At 38.9% G+C, this 17,320-nt stretch carries 9 protein-coding genes, 1 pseudogene and 1 other annotated feature; of the genes and pseudogenes, 7 read left to right on the top strand and 3 right to left on the bottom strand.

Annotated elements, in window-relative coordinates:
* Positions 1 to 80: 80 nt before the first annotated feature.
* The 3 genes and pseudogenes from metE to KRR19_RS09255 all read right to left on the bottom strand — a co-directional run bounded on the left by metE (position 81) and on the right by KRR19_RS09255 (position 5,199).
* Positions 81 to 2,324, bottom strand: a complete 2,244-nt coding sequence (metE, locus tag KRR19_RS09265; protein ID WP_207021274.1) for a 5-methyltetrahydropteroyltriglutamate--homocysteine S-methyltransferase — start codon at positions 2,322 to 2,324, stop codon at positions 81 to 83.
* The gene (locus KRR19_RS09260) at positions 2,321 to 4,162 is read right to left on the bottom strand and encodes a bifunctional homocysteine S-methyltransferase/methylenetetrahydrofolate reductase (protein WP_002480307.1); all 1,842 of its coding nucleotides are present in this window, start codon (positions 4,160 to 4,162) and stop codon (positions 2,321 to 2,323) included. Before KRR19_RS09260 ends, metE begins: the two co-directional genes overlap by 4 nt.
* Positions 4,116 to 5,199: pseudogene (locus tag KRR19_RS09255) on the bottom strand (trans-sulfuration enzyme family protein). The gene KRR19_RS09260 and the pseudogene KRR19_RS09255 overlap by 47 nt, the downstream one beginning before the upstream one ends.
* 119 nt (positions 5,200 to 5,318) lie before the next feature.
* Positions 5,319 to 5,664: a binding site (T-box leader), on the bottom strand.
* A gap of 333 nt (positions 5,665 to 5,997) precedes the next feature.
* On the opposite strand from KRR19_RS09255, the gene KRR19_RS09250 reads away from it, so the two are divergent.
* The 7 genes from KRR19_RS09250 to KRR19_RS09220 all read left to right on the top strand — a co-directional run.
* Positions 5,998 to 6,810 (top strand): ParB/RepB/Spo0J family partition protein, encoded by an 813-nt coding sequence (locus KRR19_RS09250; RefSeq protein ID WP_002480309.1) that lies wholly within the window; start codon positions 5,998 to 6,000, stop codon positions 6,808 to 6,810.
* Positions 6,811 to 6,893: 83 nt separating this feature from the next.
* Entirely contained in the window at positions 6,894 to 7,760 is an 867-nt protein-coding gene (locus KRR19_RS09245; protein ID WP_031262363.1) for a mechanosensitive ion channel family protein, read from the top strand.
* A 29-nt stretch (positions 7,761 to 7,789) separates the two neighbouring features.
* A complete protein-coding gene (locus KRR19_RS09240) occupies positions 7,790 to 8,002 on the top strand; it encodes a DUF951 domain-containing protein (RefSeq protein WP_002480311.1) in 213 nt (70 codons plus the stop codon).
* Positions 8,002 to 9,099, top strand: a complete 1,098-nt coding sequence (gene ychF, locus KRR19_RS09235; protein WP_002480312.1) for a redox-regulated ATPase YchF — start codon at positions 8,002 to 8,004, stop codon at positions 9,097 to 9,099. Before KRR19_RS09240 ends, ychF begins: the two co-directional genes overlap by 1 nt.
* Before the next feature lie 320 nt (positions 9,100 to 9,419).
* Positions 9,420 to 11,312 carry an LPXTG cell wall anchor domain-containing protein gene (locus KRR19_RS09230; RefSeq protein ID WP_002480313.1) on the top strand — a complete coding sequence of 631 codons (1,893 nt, stop codon included), beginning with the start codon at positions 9,420 to 9,422 and terminating at the stop codon, positions 11,310 to 11,312.
* 111 nt (positions 11,313 to 11,423) lie between these two features.
* Complete coding sequence (locus KRR19_RS09225) at positions 11,424 to 11,759, top strand: SdpI family protein (protein ID WP_002480314.1); 336 nt, start codon at positions 11,424 to 11,426, stop codon at positions 11,757 to 11,759.
* Positions 11,760 to 12,176: 417 nt separating this feature from the next.
* The coding region (locus KRR19_RS09220; RefSeq protein WP_216733600.1) for an Ig-like domain-containing protein at positions 12,177 to 17,320 on the top strand (5,144 nt) is incomplete at its 3' end.

The following is a 17,320-nucleotide window of genomic DNA, read 5'->3' as shown; positions in this document are numbered from 1 at the left end:
ATTGTAGGGCTGATATAAGTGTATTTACGAGTGAGTTTTAAGACTGCGGGCTCACTCGTAAATCACTCATGACAAGTGAATTAAGCTGTTTCTTGTCCTTCTTTGTTTCTTAATTTTTTAACTGCTGAAACTAATACTGTTAATGCTTCTTTTACTTGATCTTCGTTACGTGTTTTCAAACCGCAGTCTGGGTTAACCCAGAATAATGAACGGTCGATTTCTTGTAAACCACGGTTGATTGCGACTGTGATTTCTTCTTCAGTCGGGATACGTGGACTGTGGATATCATATACACCTAATCCGATACCTAAATCATACGTTACATCCTCGAAGTCTTTGATTAAAGCACCATGGCTGCGTGATGTTTCGATTGAGATAACATCTGCATCCAAGTCGTGGATAGTATGGATGATTTCGCCGAATTGAGAATAGCACATATGCGTATGGATTTGCGTCGCATCTGACACTGAAGATGTTGCTAAGCGGAATGAACGTAACGCTTGTTTCAAGTATTCTTCATGGTATTCAGAGCGTAATGGTAAACCTTCACGTAATGCTGGTTCATCTACTTGGATAATTTTAATGCCTGCATCTTCTAATGCTAAAACTTCTTCATTGATAGCTAAAGCGATTTGGTCTTGTACTTCATGACGTGGGATGTCTACACGTTCGAATGACCAGTTTAAGATAGTTACAGGACCAGTCAACATACCTTTTACAGGGTGGTCAGTTAAGCTTTGCGCATAAGCTGTTTCTTCCACTGTGATTGGTTTAGTCCATTTAACATCTCCATAGATAACTGGTGGTTTAACAGCACGAGATCCGTATGATTGAACCCAACCGTATTTTGTAACTAAGAAGCCTTGTAAACGTTCACCGAAGAACTCAACCATGTCATTACGTTCGAACTCACCATGTACAAATACATCTAAGCCGATATCTTCTTGGATTTGAATCCAGCGTGCGATTTCATCGCGTAAGAATTGGTTATATTCTTCATCACTGATACGTTGGTTTTTCCAGTCAGCACGTTTTTTACGAACTTCTTTCGTTTGTGGGAATGAACCGATTGTTGTTGTTGGTAATTCTGGTAATTTTAAGCGTGCATCTTGAATTTTCTTACGTTCAGGGAATGCTGATTCACGTTGTGTACGTACGCTGTCAAAGTCATATTCAAGGTTTTTGAAAGCTTGGTTTTGGAAGCGTTCGTAAGCTGCTTTTAATTTGTCATATTTTTCACTGTCACCGTTATTGATGACACGTTTTAATGCGTCTAATTCGTCTAATTTTTCAGTTGCAAAGCTTAAACCTTCTTCAATTGATTCATCTAGTTCTTCATCATCTAATGAAACAGGAACATGTAGTAATGAAGATGATGGTTGGATAACTAACTCATCTGTATAGTTTTCTAAAGTTTCAATCAATTCTTTTTTCGCTTCGATATCTGCAGCCCATACGTTACGGCCATCGATAATACCTGCGTATAATGCTTTGTCTTTAGATAATTTGCCTGCTTTGATTTGTTCAAGGTTTTTACCGCCATCATGTACGAAGTCTAAACCGAAACCTTTAACAGGTAAACTGTTCACAAAGTCTAAGTCTACATGTTCGAAATAAGTTTGAATGACTAATTTATCAGCTAATCCTGCTTTGTCGAAGTATTCATAGACGTGACGTGTAATGTCTTGTAATTGTTCTGCATCGTCAGTTACTAATACAGGTTCGTCGATTTGAATGTATTCAGCACCTGCATCAACGAGTGATTGTAAAACTTCTTTATATAATGGAAGCAATGCTTCAACTTTTTCTTCAAATGTTTGATCTCCGCCGCGTGATAATTGAACGAATGTTACAGGACCTAAGATCACTGGGTGTGCATTCACGTTTAATTGTTTAGCGAATTCGAAACGTTCTAATAAGACGTTACGGTTTAATTTAGGTTCTACGTTGTCCCATTCAGGTACGATATAGTGGTAGTTTGTGTTGAACCATTTAATTAAGGCACTTGCGACATTTTCTTTTGTACCACGTGCGATATTGAATAATAAATCATCGTTGACTTCTTGACCTTGGAAACGTTCTGGAATGATGTTGAATAATAATGAAACGTCTAATACATGATCATATAATGAGAAGTCACCAACAGGTACACTGTCAATGCTGTAGTGTTTTTGTAATAATAAATTTTCTTTGTGTAAGTCGTTTAACGTTGTTGTTAATTCATCATAGTTTGTTTTACCTGCCCAGTAACTTTCGATTGCTTTCTTCCATTCTCTCTTGCGTCCTAAACGTGGGAATCCGATATTAGCTGTTGTAATTGTCATATTATTGCCTCCTGATTTTTTTCAGTTTGTTTTTTAAAGTAATGTGTAAGTTCGAGTGAAAAGTCTACTTGTTCAAATGGTGTAATGATATAAAGCCCATTAAAGTGTTTGATTATTTCATCTATCAAGTTGCGACAGATACGTAAGCTCAGTTCTTTGGTTTTTTGTTTATCATCTTTAACCGCTTCGAACTGATCTAATATTTCATCTGGCAATGAAATGCCAGGGACTTCATTGTGTAAGAATGTTGCATTTCTATAACTTGTTATTGGCATGATACCGATAAAGAATGGGGTATCAAGATGTGCTGTCTTTTCAGCAATTTCTTGAATACGCTCGACAGTGTAGACAGGCTGTGTAATGAAGTAACTCATACCGCAGTCTACTTTTTTGTCTAAGCGTTTCACCGCTGCTTCCATCTTGCGGACGTTCGGGTTGAACGCACCGGCAATATTGAAGTTCGTTTTCGTTTTCAATGCGCCGCCGTCAATATTAAGTCCTTGGTTGAAACGAACAGCGAGTTCAGTTAAACCTCTTGAATTTACATCATAAACATTCGTCGCACCTGGCAGATGCCCCACCTTAGATGGGTCACCTGTAATCGCGAGTATCTCGTTAATACCAAGCAGTGATAAGCCGAGTAAGTGAGATTGTAAACCGATTAAGTTCCTGTCTCTGCAGGTAATGTGGACCAGCGGTTCAATGTTGTAATTCTGCTTAATAATACTAGCTGCTGCGATGTTGCTAACGCGTACCGTTGCGAGTGAGTTATCTGCAAGTGTGATAGCGTCGACTTTCGCTTTGTCTAGTTTTGTGACATTCGCAAAGAATTTCGTTGTATCTAAGTGCTTTGGTGTATCTAGTTCAACGATGACTGTCGGACCAGCTTTGACTTTAGTCGTTAAGTTATTCTTTTTGACCGGAATAGAAGGGTAATTACTTTTTCTTCTGATCGGAATAACTTTCTTTTCTAAAGTTGGTTTTAATCCTTCAACCGCTTGCTTGATGAAGCGGATATGTTCAGGTGTAGTACCGCAACAACCGCCGATTAAGTGTACGCCTTCTTTCACTAACGTTTCAGCTATCTTACCGAAGTAAGAAGCGTTGTCGCTGTAGTGAATCGTAGAATCTTCAAAGTCTAAGAGACTAGCGTTCGGGTAACATGAGAGAATCGCATGTTGCGGAATCTCAATATGTGTGAAAGATTGTTGCATATGGTGCGGACCGTGATGGCAATTCAAGCCGATAACGTCTGCGCCTTCTGCTTCAACTTGTTTAAGTGCTTCGTTAATTTCTGTTCCATCTTGCAAGTAGTTGGTGCTTGAAGCAGTTAACTGTGCGATAACTGGAATATTGTACTTTTTCTTCGTCGCTCTGATTACCTGCAAGAGTTCGTTTAAATCGTAATAAGTTTCAAAGAGGAGTGCGTCAACACCCTCGTCAATCAGTGTTTCAATTTGAATATCTGTGTGATACAAAATCGTCGATAGCGACAAGTCATTTTGTTTCACGCCTTTAAAACCTCCGACAGTTCCTAAAATAAACGTGTCTTCATTGGCTGCTTGTTTCGCTATTCTGACACCGGCACGTGTGATGTCTCTTACTTGGTGTTCTAATCCGAAAGCTTGAAGCTTTTCGAAGTTGGCACCGTAAGTATTGGTTTGAATGACATCCGCACCAGCTTCAATGTAAGATCGATGAATTTGTTCGATTTTCTTTGGATGTGTAAGATTATATGCTTCAGGGCAAGTATCGATCCCTTCAGAGTAGAGAATCGTTCCTATTGCACCGTCAGCTACTAATACGTTCTTGCTCAAAGTTTGTAGAAACCGGCTCATAGTATGCTTCCTCCAATGCTGCTTCAAAATCTGCAATCAACTCGTCTGGGTCTTCTAAGCCCACACTCAGTCTCAAGAGATCGAACGTAATTCCGCGTTCGTTACGCACATCTTCTGGAACAGAAGCATGTGACATTGTGGCTGGATGAGAGACGATAGTTTGAATACCGCCTAGGCTGACTGCGATTTGCGGTATTTTTAATGCTTTCGCAAATGTCGGTACCTTTTCTGCTTCGCTTAATCTGAAGCCAAGTACTGCACCGCCATTTTCAGCTTGGCGTTGATTGATTCCATCGTACATAAAGCGTTTTAAGATGCTTTGTCAGTGTCCAGCTGTCTTGAGCTGATAATCCGCTTCCTAAAGTGTTTTGTAAGAATTGTAATGATTCTGCAACTTCCGCGTTGTTTGTTACAACTGCCCCTGCAATTAAGTCACTGTGGCCGCTTAAAAATTTAGTGGCACTATGAATCACAATGTCAGCACCTAAATGCAATGGCTTTTGTGATAGGGGTGTTAAGAATGTATTGTCGACTGAAACAAGGATATTATGTTTCTTTGCGACATCCGCAATGGCTTGAATATCTGTCACTTTAAATAATGGATTTGACGGTGTTTCCAGATGAATTAGTTTCGTATTTTCCTGAATCGCTTGTTCAACTGCTAATGGATTTGTCGTATCTACTGCTGTGACTTCGATATTGAATCCTGGTAAAACATGTTCGCATAAGCGGTATGTCCCACCGTAAACATCATTCGGAATAATTAAGTGATCTCCTGATTTCAGTAAGAAGAAAACTGCTGAAATTGCTCCGATTCCTGAGTTATAAGCGATACCGTACTCGGCATCTTCAAGTGCTGCAAGCTTTTCTTCTAACAATGCTCGGTTTGGGTGGCCTGATCTTGCGTAATCGTAAGGGACCTCTGAACCAATCAATGCTGTCGGGAAAGTCGATGAGTCATAAAGTGGCGGGTTGGCTGCTAAAATGTGCGGGAATTGATGATACTTAATTAAATTTGTTTCTGATGATAGTGACATACATATACACTCCTTTAGTTATTGAGATTGCTTTTGGCTGCGGAAGTTCTGGAACTAAGGAGGGAAGCTGACCACGAAAAAAAAGCTTCCGTCCTTTAAACCCGAAAAAAGATTCGGATGTAAAGGACGAAAGCTTGAGCTTCGCGGTACCACCTTAATTCGCTGCTTTATTGCTAAAGCAACCTCTTCCAGTACGCTAAATCTGTTCATGGCAGCTACTGAAGGTCGGTTCCGTTATATGTATCAGCTGTTGCTGTAAATAACAATAACGTGTGCGTCATTCCAGTACGCCATTATGCAAAAATGTTAATACTGTAGCGCTATAACGGGCGCCCCCGTTGATGCCTCATATCGACACCACCACTCCAAGGCCATTTTCAAACTTTCTTTCTGTGCTTCCTTTCAGCGGACAGAAGCTCTCTGTGTCAGCAGTGTAAGTTCTACTTTCCTTATTATCGTGTTTCAAGACGATATTCAATTGTTTCTCTTTCGTGTTGAAAGGTTTGTTTTTTGTTGATGACCACATTGTATATTGGTTCTGTTTTGTTTGTCAACAGAATTTTCAGAATAGTAGGTTTTTACTGACAATTAAAAACGAGAGAAACATAAGCGTATCAAGGGTTGGACGTTGCTGAAAAATTTTTAAAATTTTTTTGAATCAAGCCATTTTTCAGCCGTTATTTTTCAATTTGAGAATGAAAATTCCTTTATTGCGTTCATGATTTTCCTTACAATAAGAGAGGAGCAAAAATTAAAAATGTAACACTATTTTAGTGACGAAAGTGAGGTGACTGGAACGTGCGTGACATAACAAATGAGAACGATGGACATGTAGAATATATCGATTTAGATGCAATTCGGCCAAACCCTTATCAGCCTAGAAAACATTTTGATCAGGAAAAATTAGCAGATCTCGCAGCTTCTATTCGTGAACATGGCGTCTTACAACCGATTATCTTACGCAAAACGGTGCAAGGTTACCATATTGTCGTAGGTGAACGCCGTTTCAGAGCCTCTCATTTAGCAGGCTTGAACTCAGTACCAGCGATAGTCAAAGAGATGTCTGATGCTGAGATGATGGAACTCGCCATTATAGAGAACCTGCAGCGGGAAGATTTGAATGCGATTGAAGAAGCGGAAAGTTATCGTAAGCTGATGGATGATTTACATATCACACAAAAAGAGGTGGCTGAACGTTTAGGTAAATCCCGTCCTTATATCGCGAATATGTTGCGATTGTTGAATTTACCGTCTGCTGTCGCCGAGTGGGTAAAAGACGGCAAATTATCAGGTGCGCATGGTCGCACATTATTAATACTAAAAGACGAAACCAAAATGAAACAAATCGCTAAACAAGTCATGAAAGAAGCGTGGAGTGTGCGTTATTTAGAACAATACATTGCAGAGCTGACTTCACCTACTTCAGAAGATGATGCTAAGAAAAAGACAAAGAAACCGCGCATGATTGAACGGCAGGAACGCTTGCTTAAAGAGCGCTTTGGTACCAATGTAGCCATCACAACTAAGCGAAATAAAGGACAAATCACTTTTGAATTCAAATCAGAAGAAGAATTTAAGCGTTTGATTCAACAATTACACAGTGAAACATAAGAAATTATGTTGTATTCATGGTAAAATATATAATTGTTGTGAAATGACAGGAGGACGATCTTTTGAATACGTTTTGGAATACAATGCAAGGTGTTTTCAACTCACTCGTTGAGCCGTTTACAAAGCCTGAAACGTACGCAATGATACTCAACAAGCTCATCATGATTGTCATCTACGTAGTCGTTGCGATGATTATTATCAACTTAGTCAATAAGTCGATTGATCAGTTCTTTAAACTACAAAACCGCAATGCACATGGTAGAAAACGATCTCATACATTAAGTGCGATGTTGAAGAATATTGTGCGTTATGTCGTATGGTTTATTGTATTAACAACGATATTAGGTAAATTCGGAATTAGTGTCACAGGATTATTAGCCGGAGCTGGTGTAGTCGGTTTAGCAATCGGCTTTGGTGCACAAACTATTGTTAAAGACATCATCACAGGGTTCTTTATTATATTTGAGAATCAATTTGATGTGGGAGATTATGTTAAAATCAACTTGAACGGTGCACCTATCACAGAAGGTACAGTTCAATCTATCGGTATCCGCTCAACACGTATACATGCGTATACAGGAGAGTTGACCGTGTTGCCGAACAGTGTAATGTCAGAGATTACCAACTTCTCAATCAGTAACGGTAAAGCATTGATAGAAGTACCGATTGCGATGGAAGAGAATGTCGATAAGGTAGAAAGTAAGCTGAAAGACTTCTTAGAATCCTTACATTCCAATTACTTTATCTTTGTCTCAAAACCTGAAATTCTCGGTATCGAGGATTTAACAGGTAATGCTTATATCATGAAAATAGCGGCAGAAACAACACCGAATAATACTGTGCCAGGCGCTCGTATCTTACGTAAAGAGGTTGCGAATTTCTTGAATCAAGAAGGAATTAAATCACCAACCCCTATTATGATGCAGTTTAATGGACAAAAATCTCAGTAATAAGAATTCATAATGATGGAGGATTGTAAATGGCAGCTCAGTATGGTCTGAATGACATTGTGGAGATGAAAAAGGCGCATGCTTGCGGCGCAAACCGATTTAAAATAATTCGTATGGGTGCAGATATCAGAATTAAATGCGAACATTGCAATCGAAGTATTATGATGCCTCGTACAGAGTTTAATAAAAAATTAAAGAAAATACTTGTATCACATGATACACAAGAGAAGGAGAATGACTAATGGCTTTAACAGCTGGTATCGTAGGCTTACCAAACGTCGGAAAGTCTACATTATTTAACGCAATTACAAAAGCGGGTGCACTTGCGGCGAACTACCCGTTCGCTACAATTGACCCGAACGTCGGGATTGTAGAAGTTCCGGATTCACGTTTAGATGCTTTAGCAGATATCGTTAATCCTAAAAAAGTACTTCCTACAACATTCGAATTCACTGATATTGCAGGGATTGTTAAAGGTGCTTCAAAAGGTGAAGGTCTAGGAAACAAATTCTTATCTCATATCCGTGAAGTAGATGCAATCTGCCAAGTAGTTCGTGCATTCGATGATGATAACGTGACACACGTATCTGGTCGTGTAGATCCACTAGATGATATCGAAGTTATCAATATGGAATTAGTACTTGCAGATTTAGAATCTGTAGATAAACGATTACCACGTCTTGAAAAAATGGCACGTCAAAAAGATAAAGATGCGTTGAATGAAGTACGCATTTTAGAACGTATTAAAGAAGCATTAGAAAACGGCGAACCGATTCGCAGCTTAGAGTTCAATGAAGAAGATGCGAAATATGTGAAACAAGCACAATTATTAACATCAAAACCAATGATTTATATCGCAAACGTTGGTGAAGATGAAGTGAATGAAGCGGACAACGAAAAAGTTCAAACAATTAAAGAATACGCTGACAAAGAAGGTTCAGAAGTTATTGTCATCAGTGCGAAAATTGAAGAAGAAATTGCGACATTAGATGACGAAGATAAAGACATGTTCTTAGAAGATTTAGGTATCGAAGAACCTGGCTTGAACCGTTTAATCCGCAGCACATATAACTTGTTAGGTCTTGCGACATACTTCACAGCAGGTGTACAAGAAGTACGTGCTTGGACATTCAAAAAAGGTATGACTGCCCCACAATGTGCGGGTATCATCCACACTGACTTTGAACGCGGCTTCATCCGTGCAGAAGTAACAAGCTATGACGACTATGTTGAAAATAACGGTGAACAAGGTGCGAAAGAAGCAGGTAAAATGCGTTTAGAAGGTAAAGAATACATCATGCAAGACGGCGATGTTGTTCACTTCAGATTCAACGTATAATTAAGTAAATAAACAACTAACTAAAAACACGCGCTTAACAAAGCATATGATCATGCTGAGTTGAGGGCGTGTTTTTTGCGCTAAACTAATCTTTCACGCTTTTAGTAAGAAAGCTGGATGGTTACTCCTATGTAATTTATTTGGCTAATAATAATGTATGGTTGATTGATGAATAGATACAAAAATAACATTTTATAGTATTTTCTTTAAAATAAGCGCTTTCATTAAGCAAATATGGTATATTACAAAATGATGATACATTCATATTGTTAGCAATAAAACATTTTATGAAGTTTATTTAGGTCATAGGAGGAAACAGCATGAAAAAACAATTAGAAAATCACTCAACACTGGAACACAAAAGGTACTTGAAACCACTCTTGTTAACAGGAGGGTTATTATTAACAAGTGCTTATTTCACTCATGATGCTTCAGCTGCTGAAACGCAAGATGCAACACCAAAAGCAAGTGTGACTGACACAAATAAAACAGCTGAAACGACAGCTGTAGCAGAGACAACTACCACACCAGCCACACCTGAAACACCAAAGGCAACAACTGCTGCCACAACAAATCAACAACCTGCAACCACTACTGTTACGCAAACACAAACAACATCAACACCAAGTCCTACTACACCACCTCAAACTTTAGAGCAACCTAAGCCTGAGGGTAGTCAAACGTTATGGGATAATCCAGATGGTGAAAACTACTATCGTATCCCTGCTATTGCGAGTACAGGCGATGGCCATGTTGTAGCAGTATCAGATTATAGATACAATGACGCCTGGGATTTAGGTCATCATCGCATTGATTTGTTAGTAAAACATTCTACAGATAATGGAGAAACATGGGGACCTGAAACAAATATCACTAAACAATATAGTTCAGAAACAGTGGGTTATGGCGATGCGGCAATGGTCGCTGACAGAGACTCTAATAAAGTCGTTATTTTGAGCGCATATGGTGACAAAGGTTACTGGCATAAAGTCCCTGAATATGTTTCTACACGCCAAGATCCGCTTAGAATCGCAAGACTAGTATCTAATGATGGTGGTTATACTTTTGAAAAGCCGCAAGATATCACACAAAATATCTATGGATTAAATGATAAATGGACACGTCTTTTTGCGGCTTCAGGAAGAATTATGCAGTCTAGATATGTGAAAACAGGTGATTATTATAGAATCTATACTTCAATTTTAGAAGGACAACCAGATGGTAATAATAACTATGTATTATATAGTGATGATTTAGGGGAACATTGGAATATTCTTGGCGATGCACATTCTCCAGTTCCAAATGGTGACGAAGCGAAAGTTGAAGAACTGCCTAATGGTAATGTGGCAATCTTCTCGAGAACTGCAGCTGGTCGTATCGTAAATGTCTTTACGTATGACAAGAAAGATAAACAATTTGCGACAGGAACATGGGAAGCACAACCTGAAAAGATTACATTAGGTAACGGTGGATCTACAAATGGTGAAACGCTTGTTGTGTATGCAAAAAACTTAAAAACAAATCAATACACACACCTTTTACTACAATCTTTACCAACGATTGATAAAAGTAGAAAAGGCGTAGGTATTTATTATAAAGCTTTAAGTGCTAGTGATAAAACAGCTAAAGATGTCACAAGTGGATGGGATCCTAACCACTTCTACCTAATCCAAAAGGGTGAAAGTGCTTATTCTACAATGACAGTACTTAAAAATGGAAACATCGGCTTCTTATATGAGGATAAAATTTTCAATTTAGGTTATGACATCCAATATTTAACGTTGAATCTTAAAACTATTACTAATGGTTTGTATGAAATGGCCTATACAGGTTTAGGAACTCAACAGACACCATTTGTGATTGAAAATAAAGCACAACAAAACGCAAAAGAAACTGTCTTTAAAAATGAAAATGTACAATGGTTAGATACAACAAAAGTACTTCCAAAAGAAGAAGCGCGTGTTGTCAAAGAGAAAGAAATCACAATGTCTCAAACTTCATACTCTAAAGAGAATAAAGCAACTTCAAATCAAAATATCAACCAACCAAACACTACATCTGAAAAGAACGCAGCAAAATCTGAACAAAAAGCTAAAAAAGCAAACGAACTCCCAAATACTGGTGAAGAAACAAAACGAAACTTGTTCGTAGGGTTATTAGCACTCGTAACCGGTCTTGTATTTGTTAAAGTCAGAAGAAGAAATAAAAACTAAATGAACGTTCAAAAGGCTCCTTTCAATTTGATGAGAGGAGTCATTTGTATAATAGAATAGAATCAATGTAAAACATCTACTGAAATAGAATACAGAGAGGGCGTTTTAAGTATGGTGTTATTTCCTAGCAGTATTTTTCTATGGATACTAGGAAAATTATTTCGACAAGTACCGCCAGATGATATTAATCATTTTTGGGGATTTCGAACAAGAAAGTCTAAGAAAAATAAAGAGAATTGGATGCTGGCTCAAAAAGAGTATAGTGAGCAGTCTACAAAGGTGTTTATGTATACGGTGTTCGCTTCATTCTTTTGGCTATTGGCTGACATTGCATTCTTATTTTTAGACAATGATATATTCTTGATTAGCTCAGTACTGCTTCAATCTATCGTATTATTAGCGTTAATATTGATGTTGTATATCAACGTTAATAACAAATTAGAATAAATAATTCTCAAAACACGCGCTTAACAAAGCATATGATTATGCTGAGTTGAGGGCGTGTTTTTGTATGTATTAATATCAAGCATATTATATCAAGCGATAAAGGGATTTCTGTTTTGAAAATAGAACAATATCCTAAGTTTTTCATGTTTTATGTTGTACATTTTCAAAGAAATATAAGTCTAGTAAGATGAGTTCTTTTACTATGTTTAAACTGATATGAGAATTGATAGTTATTTTAATTGATTTTGTTTTATGTTGAAAACGCGTTAAACACAAGTGCTTTGAAAAGTGTGTCGGAAGTTATCTCTTTTAAAAGGTTTTAAAATTTTTAGTAAAACTTGTGTAAATCAATAAGTTTTTTTACATCTTCCAAAAAATTAATGATAGAATTGTGTAGAACAATTACACACGAAAGAAGTGAAACATTTAATGCCTAGAAAACAGCAACACGATGTATTATTCGATAAAGAATTACGAAATAAATACCACATTAGAAAATTTAGCGCAGGGATTGCTTCAGTTCTATTTGGAACACTAGTTTATACATCCCTGGATCAACAAGCACAAGCTGCAGAAAACACTGATACCGCTGTTGTAAATCCTACAACACAACCAGAAACAAACGGTGACACTGCAACTGCGGAGTCAACAAAAACACAAACAAATGAAACCGTTTCTACGTCAACAAATGAAACAGTGAATGATTCTCCTACTCCACAAGACACTACGATTCAACAACCTTCTGTTGATAATCAAACAAGCGAAACAGCAACAAAACCTGAACCTGTAACAGCACCAGAAGTATCACAACCTACAAAAACAGATACAACGCAAACTGATGCGCCGAAAGTTGATACACAAAAAGCAACAGAGCCATCGACAGATGCGCCAAAAGAAGCTGCGACTACTGAAGTTAAAGCTACTACTGTTACGCCATCAGAACCTGCTGTTCAACCTGCAGATGCTGAAGTTGCGACAAGAGCTGCCGCTACTACCGATACAACAACGACAGAAGCACCTGCTCAACCAATTACGAATACAAGTGCACCAGCACCCGCTGCGAACGCACATCCTGTTGAAAAAATCCAAGGAATTAATGAGCAAGTTTATGCGAAAGAGATTCCTGTATATGAAAAATCAGAAGCTGCAAGAACAGCAAGAATGCAACGTGGTATTTATCAAGCAAGAGAAAGCTTAGGTTTGATTGTACCGCAAAATAAAAAGCTCTATATCAGACAAGCACAAGGCAGTAATGAAGAAGATTTACGTGTAGATTTGATGACTAACGATAGACAAACAGTTCGTAATGCGACAGTTTCTAGAGATGGAAGCTGGACACAAATCTCTACAACTATGGATAGCGGTGCCTTCGTACGTATTCCAACAGGTTTAACTAAAAAACCAGTTGTAGAATACTATGTTGAAGGTGATGCTGGCGTCACACTGCCTACTTACCGTAAAGGTGGAGATAAAGCAGCATTCGATGCAGATTGGGCTGCTCGTAATACAAGCTATGGTTATGTAGATGGTGATAAAATTGCTTTCTTAGTACCGAATGTAGACCGTGAACGCATCGCAAACTTAGGTAAAAACCCAGGCCAATGGGGCTTTATGAACTTAGATGACATGATCGGTTATTATGAGGATGTTATTAATCATTATGATAAATGGGTTGGCTTAAATGATGACATTAATTCTGTCCACTATAATGTCGGCCAAAAATACTTTACGATTGCGGATGCTCATGGGCCAGGTCTTGCTTATTACTCAACAAACAATATGGGATCTAATAACCCATCTATGTCAGGTTATCTTGAAAGAGGTTGGTTAGCACTGCATGAAGTCGGTCATGGCTATGATGGCGCAATGACGTATGATCCTAAAATGAATTTAATTGAAATTGAAAACAACATTTTAGCTAACCAATATCAAACGACTATCATGGGTGTCAAAGACGGTTGGGCTTATGAAGGCAGACAAGAAAGCATGCAGAAAGATTTCCATGAGCGCGTAATGGATGGAAGAATGAATTTCTATAATGCAGGTTTCCGTGGCAGTCTTGATTTCATGACAAAAATGGTGCGTTTAACGGGCATTGAAGGCTTTGCGGATATGTGGAAAGGTATTCGTCAAGAAGAAGCGGATATGGGCAAAGCAGGTAAACCATTTGAACAAGATGTACCGAGATGGATTACAACGTATTGGTTAGCTGATAACGGCATTAATGGCACAGCCTACTTTGATTTATACAAAGTGAAAATGCCACAAGCTTTAAAAGATGATTTAGACACTTACAACAATACATTCACATACCCATTAGCAGCATTGATTACTAATCCTGAGGAACAACAACGTATTAAAGATAAATTAGGTTTATCTACGATTTATGAACTTGTAAAATCATCAGATTTAGCTGATACGGCGATTCATGAAGATGCACAAGTGAATGTGAATTTAAATGGACAAGTCTTACCAGATAACGTCAAAGTAAGCTTGATGGAAGGCACACAAGAAATTGCGAGTGCAGAAGTTGTAGATGGTAAAGCTGCATTCTCTAATTTACGTGCAGGTGTTTATAAAATTGTCGCACCTCTTTCAACAACAGACGCATTACCTGAAAGTGAATATCTCGTAGTTAGAGAAGGCGGTAATAATCAAGCAACGCTTGATTATCCTAAAAAAGATGATATCCAAAACAACATTACACAAACCATCTCACTAAGAGGATTAGGCAACTGGGAAATGGCTACAGTCAACTATAATCCAGATACTAAACAAGTAACGTATAAACAAAATCCAGGACAACCACATTTATACTTCACTGATGAATATGCACATGTAACTATTCAAAAAGCAGATGGTACGACAGTATTAGATAGAACATTAGTTGGTAACAAAAGTCTTGCATCAGAACTGCAAACTTTCGATTTAGAATATGGCGATAAAGTTATCGTTCGCCATCGTGAACCAGCGGCTCGTCGTGTGTTAGTCAGAAATGAAAACAAAGATAATGTAGCGATTTCTAGACAAAATGCTGAAAAAGAAACATTAACTTATACACTGACTGATAAAGGATTTATTGTAGATGGTGAAACACAAGCGGATGCAAACCGTCGTTATGATGAAGAGATTAGAAAAGATGTAACACACGTAGCAGAAGAAATTAAAAATCATCCTGAAAGAGATTATCGCAGAGAACTATTTAATGTCTTCACAGGTGTTGAATATGCTGATCCTGCGATTAAGGAAGAATTGCTACAAATCTTAACCCCATTAGTTGCGGTTTATCAAGTTGATACACCAACTGTGGACAAGGTAGAAGCAGGTGCGACAAGCATCAGCGGTAAAGGTGAGCCAGAAAGCACAATTACACTTACTTTTGCGAATGGCAAAAAAGCAGAAGTAGAAGTTGATAAAGATGGGCAGTGGACAACACAATTACCAGAAGGAACATCTTTAGAACATAACGATGTTACACAAGTATATGCAACAGGTAAACACGGTACAGTATCTGAACCGATTTCTGTCAAAGCTTTAGATACAGTAGCACCTAAAGCACCAGTGATTAACGCAATTGAAGCTGGTAGTCAGACAGTAACTGGAACAAGCGAACCATTAAGTAAAGTTACGTTAACGTTGCCAAACGGTACAACAAAAGTAGTCGACGCAGACGATAAAGGCGTTTGGACAACTACATTAGAAACACCGTTAGTACATGACGCAGTAATCAAAGCAGTAGCGTCAGACGTGGCAGGTAATAAATCACCAGAAGCGGCACAAACTGTGAAAGATACAATAGCACCAGTCGTTCCGACAATTGATACGATTGAAGCGGGAGATAAAAAAGTAAGTGGCACAAGCGAACCATTGAGCACAGTGACATTGACGTTGCCGGATGGTAAAACAACAGAAGTTAAGACAGATGCAGAAGGCAAATGGACAACAGAATTAGTTGAACTACTAGCACATGATGCAGTAGTCAAAGCAGTAGCTTCAGACGTAGCGAACAACAAATCACCAGAAGCGACACAAACTGTCAAAGATACAGTAGTTCCAGTTTCTCCAGAAATTAAAGCAATCGAAGCGGGAGACAAAGTGGTAAGCGGTACAAGTGAACCATTAAGCAAAGTTACGTTAACATTGCCGGATGGTAAAACAACAGAAGTGAAAGCAGATGCAGACGGCAAGTGGACAACAGAATTAGTTGAACCATTAACACATGACGCAGTGATCAAAGCAGTTGCGTCAGATGTGGCGAACAATAAATCAGCAGAAGCGACGCAAACTGTGAAAGATACAGTAGTTCCAGCCATTCCGACAATCGATACGATTGAAGCGGGAGCTAAAGTAGTAAACGGAACAAGCGAGCCATTAAGCACAGTGACATTGACGTTGCCAGACGGTAAAACAACAGAAGTGAAAGCAGATGCAGACGGCAAGTGGACAGCGGAATTGGCAGAATCGTTAGCACATGACGCAGTGATCAAAGCAGTTGCGTCAGATGTGGCGAACAACAAGTCAGCAGAAGCGACACAAACGGTAAAAGATACTGTAGCTCCAGTTGCTCCAGAAATTAAAGCAATCGAAGCGGGAGCTAAAGTAGTAAGCGGAACAAGCGAACCATTGAGCACGGTAACTTTAACATTACCGAACGGCAAAACTGCAGAAGTTAAGACGGACGATAAAGGTGTTTGGACAACTACACTAGAAACTCCATTAGCACATAATGAAGTTATTAAAGCAGTAACATCAGACGTAGCGAACAACAAATCACCAGAAGCAACACAAACTGTCAAAGATACTGTGGCGCCGAAAGCACCTATTGTGAATGAAATTAAATCTACTGATCAAGCTATAGGTGGTTCGGCAGAGCCTAATTCAAATGTGTTTGTAGTATTAACTAATGGTAAGATTTTAGAAACTAAAGCAGATGCAGAAGGTAATTGGAATGTTGAATTACTAGATGGACAATCTCTTATAGGTAATGAAACTGTGAAAGTATATGCTAAAGATTTAGCGGAAAATCAATCTGATACAGTTGAAAGTGAAATTGTGTTGGTTGAAGTGCCAGCCGAGCCGGAGGTAGAAACACCAGCAGAACCAGCACCAGACGTAACACCAGAAGTACCGGTGGAAGAAGCAACACCGACAGAGCCGGAAGTGCCAGTCGAAAAAGTACCTGAAGTACCGGCTGAACCGGAACCAGAAACACCAACAGAACAAGCACCGGTGGAAGAAACAACACCAACAGAGCCGGAAATTCCAGTCGAAGAAGTGCCAGAAGTACCAGCCGAGCCGGAGGTAGAAACACCAGCAGAACCAGCACCGGAGGTAACACCAGAAGTACCGGTGGAAGAAACAACACCAACAGAGCCGGAAGTGCCAGTCGAAGAAGTACCTGAAGTACCGGCTGAACCGGAACCAGAAACACCAACAGAACCAGCACCGGAGGTAACACCAGAAGTACCGGTGGAAGAAACAACACCAACAGAGCCGGAAGTGCCAGTCGAAGAAGTACCTGAAGTACCGGCTGAACCGGAACCAGAAACACCAACAGAACC

Origin of the sequence: Staphylococcus sp. CWZ226 (assembly GCF_018986355.1) — a bacterium.
GTDB lineage: Bacteria > Bacillota > Bacilli > Staphylococcales > Staphylococcaceae > Staphylococcus > Staphylococcus simulans.
Note: the sequence above shows the minus strand (reverse complement) of the source record. Positions and strands in the feature narration are given on the sequence as shown.